This window comes from Elstera litoralis (genome assembly GCF_000963705.1).
GTDB lineage: Bacteria > Pseudomonadota > Alphaproteobacteria > Elsterales > Elsteraceae > Elstera > Elstera litoralis.
Genome location: NZ_LAJY01000361.1, coordinates 1 through 5,132, shown reverse-complemented (window position 1 = coordinate 5,132; position 5,132 = coordinate 1). Strand labels below are relative to the sequence as shown.

7 protein-coding genes and 1 pseudogene are annotated in these 5,132 nt (G+C 61.0%); 2 read left to right on the top strand and 6 right to left on the bottom strand.

Annotated features, from left to right (window positions below):
- The first annotated feature begins 221 nt into the window (after positions 1-221).
- Positions 222-818 (top strand): XdhC family protein, encoded by a 597-nt coding sequence (locus tag VZ95_RS13655; protein WP_052711760.1) that lies wholly within the window; start codon positions 222-224, stop codon positions 816-818.
- Between the two features lie 47 nt (positions 819-865).
- Here the strand turns inward: VZ95_RS13655 and VZ95_RS13650 are convergent.
- The 4 genes and pseudogenes from VZ95_RS13650 to VZ95_RS13635 form a co-directional block, all read right to left on the bottom strand.
- Positions 866-1,956: pseudogene (locus VZ95_RS13650) on the bottom strand (M24 family metallopeptidase).
- A gap of 61 nt (positions 1,957-2,017) precedes the next feature.
- Positions 2,018-2,965: a complex I NDUFA9 subunit family protein gene (locus tag VZ95_RS13645; RefSeq protein ID WP_045776338.1), complete on the bottom strand. Its 948-nt coding sequence runs from the start codon at positions 2,963-2,965 to the stop codon at positions 2,018-2,020.
- A 103-nt stretch (positions 2,966-3,068) separates the two neighbouring features.
- Positions 3,069-3,665 (bottom strand): aldose epimerase family protein, encoded by a 597-nt coding sequence (locus VZ95_RS13640; protein WP_084627786.1) that lies wholly within the window; start codon positions 3,663-3,665, stop codon positions 3,069-3,071.
- A complete protein-coding gene (locus tag VZ95_RS13635; protein WP_045776336.1) occupies positions 3,560-3,949 on the bottom strand; it encodes an aldose epimerase family protein in 390 nt (129 codons plus the stop codon). Before VZ95_RS13635 ends, VZ95_RS13640 begins: the two co-directional genes overlap by 106 nt.
- Positions 3,950-4,066: 117 nt before the next feature.
- On the opposite strand from VZ95_RS13635, the gene VZ95_RS13630 reads away from it, so the two are divergent.
- Positions 4,067-4,591, top strand: coding sequence for an adenine phosphoribosyltransferase (locus VZ95_RS13630; protein WP_045776339.1), 525 nt, complete (start codon positions 4,067-4,069; stop codon positions 4,589-4,591).
- Positions 4,592-4,599: 8 nt separating this feature from the next.
- Here the strand turns inward: VZ95_RS13630 and VZ95_RS13625 are convergent, their stop codons facing one another.
- Both VZ95_RS13625 and VZ95_RS13620 read right to left on the bottom strand, forming a co-directional pair.
- Positions 4,600-4,908: a helix-turn-helix domain-containing protein gene (locus tag VZ95_RS13625; RefSeq protein ID WP_045776335.1), complete on the bottom strand. Its 309-nt coding sequence runs from the start codon at positions 4,906-4,908 to the stop codon at positions 4,600-4,602.
- On the bottom strand, positions 4,905-5,132 hold a 228-nt coding region (locus VZ95_RS13620), incomplete at its 5' end, for a type II toxin-antitoxin system RelE/ParE family toxin (protein WP_045776334.1). The genes VZ95_RS13620 and VZ95_RS13625, both read right to left, overlap by 4 nt.

Below are 5,132 nucleotides of genomic sequence, written 5' to 3'. Positions count from 1 at the left end.
CTTTTCGCCCTAAAACTAGTAACAAAGGTAATAAATTTTTGCGGGTAAACGCAGCATTCCGCCATCACGCCGCGCATCTTGCATACACTGGTAATAAAACATCAAACATCATCAACCTCAACATGCATTCCGATTGACGACAATAGATTAAATTCTTATTAAAATGCCGCTCATGGGGGAGGCCCCTGTGTTAATCACGATCCTGTGAGAGCGGAGTTTTTATGCGCCTGTTTCGTTTGCTCGCCGTTGCCTTTGTGGCGACCCAATTAGCCGCCTGTGCGACGGTCGTCGAAGGCACCGACGATCTCATTTCCTTCGAAAGCACGCCGCCCGGCGCACGCTGCCTTGTGGACCGCGACGGCGCCCGCATCGGCACGGTCGATGCCACGCCGGGGAGCTTGAAACTCTCCAAATCGAAGAACGCCCTCTCCGTTACCTGCGACAAAGCCGGGCAATTGACGGTGACGGAGCAGGTCGAGAGCGAGTTCACCGGCTCGACCTTCGGCAATATTCTGCTGGGCGGCGGGGTCGGCCTGATCGTCGATGCCGCAACCGGGGCCAATAATCGCTACCCGAACCCGGTCAAACTGCTGCTGCCGCCGGAAAAATTCCCGACGACGGGCGAGCGCGACAGCTATTTCGATACGCTGAAGGGCGAGATCACCCAGAAGTACGACGGCATGGCCAAAAAAACCCGCGACACCTGCCCGGCGAGCCAGCCCGGCCAATGCGAGTCCGAACTCGCCAAGGTAGATGAGAAGCGTCAGAAAGAGTTGAGCGTGCTCGAAAGCAAGCGCAGCGCCGTAAAGATCGGCTGACGCTAAAGTTTAGGGGACGGTATCCTGCGATATCGCCCCTAAATCCCTTACCGCCCGATCAATTCCAGCTTATGCCGCGTCAACGGCTGATTGCCGGTTTCGGTGACTTCGACGGTGAGGCCTGGACACATAGCGATTCCCGCGTCGCTATCCATCAGAATCATATGCAGGAAGAAAACCATCCCCGGCTGAATGACGACCGGATTGCCCGTGTAGAACATGGGCCAATCCATCCAATTCGGCGCGAAGGTGGTGCCGAGACTGTAGCCGCACGCATTCAACCGATGCGGGGTTTCACCCGCCGCGTCACAAACCCGGGCATAGGCATCGAACACCCCGCCCACCGGCTCGCCCGGTTTTAGCGCGTCCCGGCAGGCGGCGAGCGCGTCCATCGCAACCCCGTGCAGGTCCGGTGTCGGTCGGTGATCGTCCCGACTGGGATCGTCTGCATCAGGCAGCTATGGTAGTGGCGATAGGCCCCGGCGAATTCGAGCGTAATCTGATCTTCCGCGCTCAAATATTTCCGGCCCGAAAAATAGCGGCAGAGCAGCGCGTCGCGCCCCGAGCCGATGATGAATTCATTGGCCGGATCATCGCCGCCGCCCGCGTAAATCGCCCCATGCATCGCCGCCAGAATATCGCCCTCGAAGGCCCCCGGCGCGATGATGTCGTGCGCGGCATCGAGCGCCAGATCGGCCAGGGTCGCCGCGCGGCGCACATAGGTTAGTTCGGCGGGGCTTTTGATAAGGCGCAGGCGCGTGACCAGATCGGAGGCGTCGGAGAGGGTAAACTGCCCCTCCAGCGCCGTCACCAGCCGCTTGCCCAAGGCGTAGGGCAGCCCATAAGCGTTGAACTCCGCCCCCAGCTTTTTCCCGGCAAGGCCGAAGCTGGTGAGAATCTCCTTTAGCTCATTCACCGGGTCCGCGCCGTCGCGGTCGGCCCAAATGCGGATATCGTCGATCATCGACGTATGCTGCGCTTGGCGCAGGTCCGGCGCGCGCGTTAGCAGCATCAAGCGTCCATCCGCGCCGAGATAGAGGCACTGGAAGTAGACGTAGCCGAAGGTATCGTAGCCCGTCAGATAGTACATGCTCTCCTGGCGAAACAGCAGCAGCCCATCAAGCCCCTGCGCCGCCATCGCCGCGCAGGCTTTCGCCCGCCGCGCCGCTAATTCTTCAGGGGTGAAATGCAGCGCCATTTCAAACGCCCTTCAGATTCCCAAAGCGACCGCCCGGATGGAACCGCGCGAGATAGGCCGGAACGATGGCTTCAATCGTCGCCCCCGTCAGCCCCAGATCCGCCAGACCGGGATAACGACCGCTGACGACATTATCGGTTTTGAGCAGTTCGACCTGATCCGCCGTAATCGGCGCACCGGGGACAAACTGCATCACCGAGCCCATCAGGGAGGCAACGCAGAAGGGGATCGGCAGCAAAACCGCCTTCAGATGTGCGGTTTCCAAGGTGAAGGCGAGCAGATCCTTGAAACTATAAGTGAGCGGCCCGCCCAACTCGTAAATGCCGGAAATCGTCGGATCGTTGACCGCCGACACAATCGCTTCCGCCACATCGCCGACGAACACCGGCTGGAACTTGGTCTCGCCGCCGCCAATCAACGGCAGCGCCGGGGCCATCCGCGCCATTGTGGCGAAACGGTTGAAGAACCCGTCTTCCGGCCCGAAAATGATCGATGGGCGGACGATCATAGCGCTCGGGTAAACGGCCAGAACCGCCGCTTCCCCCGCCGCCTTGGTCTGGGCATAGCGCGATTTGGACGCGGCATCGGCCCCCAACGCCGACATGTGAATGAAGCGCGCAACACCCGCCGCCTTGGCGACCTCGGCCACGCGCTGCGCGCCTTCGGCCTGAACCGCCTCGAACGAGCGATTGCCGCCGCCCGGCGCGAGAATCCCGACGAGATTGATGACCACATCGGCCCCGGCGACCGCCGCCTCAAGCCCGATACCGCGCCCGATATCGACGCCCATCGGCACGATCTGGCCAACATTTCCGAGCGGCTTCAGGCGCTTGGCGGCTTCGGCATTCCGCACCCCGAGGCGAATTTGCGCGCCGGTTTTCGCAAGGCGCTGCACCAAATGCCGCCCAACGAAGCCCGAACCCCCAATAACCGTAATCACCTGCGTCATCGGATCACTCTCTTAGTTTTCGACGGGGGGAACCCCCGCTTAGCTTTGAGCTTTTCCATACACGAGGGCAGCCCCAGCGGGAAGGGGCTGCAAGGCCGCAGACCTAATCTTCCTCGACCGCGAAATGCACCGCGCCGCTGAGACTCTGACCCGGCAGCAGATCGACGACGCCGGTTTGCGCCACGCCCGCCGCGCGCAGATTGATGCCATTGTTGAGATGCGTCACCGGCTCGACGCAGAAAAAATCCTGCCCCTGCGGCGAGAAGACGACGATGGTGCCGAAGACCGGATCGGCCGTCATCGTCAGGCTCAGCCCCTTGTCGCGCCAGCGGATGATCGCTCTCCGGCTCCACCCGGCAAAGCAATTATCCACCTCGACTTCCGCCATCACGCGGCCTCCGGCGAAATCCCAGACGGGCGGCACCGGCATTTCCAGTAGCGGCAGCTTAGTTTCGTCGCCCTTCCAGAAGGTCGGGGCGTAGGTGGTCAGCGTTGCGCCAGTTTTGGGGAAAAACGGGTGCAGCCCCATGCCGGCGGGGAACGGGCGAATATCCTCGTTCGTCACCGCCATGCGGATGGTCAGGCCCGTGTCGGTCAGCTCGAAATGCTGTACAGCGCGGTAAGTGAAGGGCCAGCCTTCGGCCCCATTATGCTGATAGACGAGGTTGCCGCTTTCGGCCCCGCAGCGACCACATCCCACGGGCGCCGCACCCCGTCGCCGTGGATTGCGTGCGGCTGGCCTGCCGCTGTCGGCCCGGCCTGGTAACTCACGCCGCCGTAGCGAAACCGCCCTTCCTTGATGCGGTTGGAGAAAGGCACCAACGGATAACAGCTCGTCAGCCGCGCCTCCTGCGGGCCGCTCGGATCAAGCGGGCGGAACAGCGCCGCCTCCCCGTGCTGGAACCGCACAATCGCACCGCCCAACTGCGGCGCAAGGTCGAGCGCTAAAGCGCCGGACGCGAGTGAAAGCGTTTGAATCGTCATGGCACTCGGCACCGCATAATCACAGGAGCAACAAAAAGGGTGCGACGACCTTAGCCTTGCCAGCGCAACCCCGCTAGTGCTCATCTGGGCGGTATGTTCGATAAGAAGGGCCTTCCCGTGAACCTAAAAGACCATATCCGGCACGTGCCGGATTTCCCCAAGCCGGGGATTCTGTTTTACGATATTTCGACGCTCCTCGCCCACGCCGATGCGTGGAAGGAGGCGGTAAAGCAGTTACACGCCCTCATCGCGCCGCTAAAGCCCGATCTGCTGGTCGGCATCGAATCGCGCGGTTTTCTGGTCGCAGCCCCCTTGGCGCTCGAACTCGGTATCGGTTTTGTTATGGTGCGAAAAAAAGGCAAGCTGCCGGGGCCAACCGTGCGCCATAGCTACGCGCTCGAATATGGCGAGGATACCATCGAAATTCAGGAGGCCGCCCTTCGGCCCGGCCAGCGCGTCGTCGTGCTCGATGATCTCTTGGCGACCGGCGGGACGATGACAGCCGCCATCGAGCTTATCCGCAAAGTCGGCGGCGAGGTGGCGGCAACGGCCTATCTGATCGAGCTGAGTTTCCTCAATGGGCGCAAGCGGTTGGAGGCCCTGGGCGTGCCGAGCCATAGTTTGATGGTGTATGAGAGTTAAAAAGACAATCAGGCGGCGTGATGCGTGATCGGAGTAATCTCGAAGCGCATCCCGGCTTTTGCGCCGATCCCCACCAGGGCATCGATTGAGAAAAGCCCAATCTTTCCTCGGAGAAGATCGGACAGGCGCGGCTGCGTCATCCCCAAGCGCTGCGCCGCGTCGGACTGGGAGAGGCCCTGACGCTGAAGCAGCTCGTCGCGAACATGCTGCGTGATGGTCCGCATGAGTGCCGCGCGAAGCTTCATATGCTCCGCTTCCTCGGGCGTTTCCTCAATCGCATCCCAGACGCTGGCGAAGGGTTGAGAAAATTCACTCATGTCAGCCTCTCTTTCAGAACGTTTCTGTATCGCTTCTCGGCAAGATCGAGATCATGTTGACTGGTCTTCCGAGTCTTCTTTTGAAAGATGTGAAGGACATAAACGCCTTCTTCAAATTTCGCGACGTAGAGGGTGCGGTAGGCACCGGTTTCGTCTTTAACTCTGATTTCCTGAACGCCTGCACCAATCGACACCATCGGCTTCCAATCGTCAGGCTCAACACC

Excerpts from the sequence above, each read along its gene's own strand:
- VZ95_RS13655 (WP_052711760.1), top strand. The coding sequence starts at position 222 with ATGCGCCTGTTTCGTTTGCTCGCCGTTGCCTTTGTGGCGACCCAATTA.
- VZ95_RS13645 (WP_045776338.1), bottom strand. The coding sequence starts at position 2,965 with ATGACGCAGGTGATTACGGTTATTGGGGGTTCGGGCTTCGTTGGGCGG.
- VZ95_RS13635 (WP_045776336.1), bottom strand. The coding sequence starts at position 3,949 with ATGACGATTCAAACGCTTTCACTCGCGTCCGGCGCTTTAGCGCTCGAC.
- VZ95_RS13625 (WP_045776335.1), bottom strand. The coding sequence starts at position 4,908 with ATGAGTGAATTTTCTCAACCCTTCGCCAGCGTCTGGGATGCGATTGAG.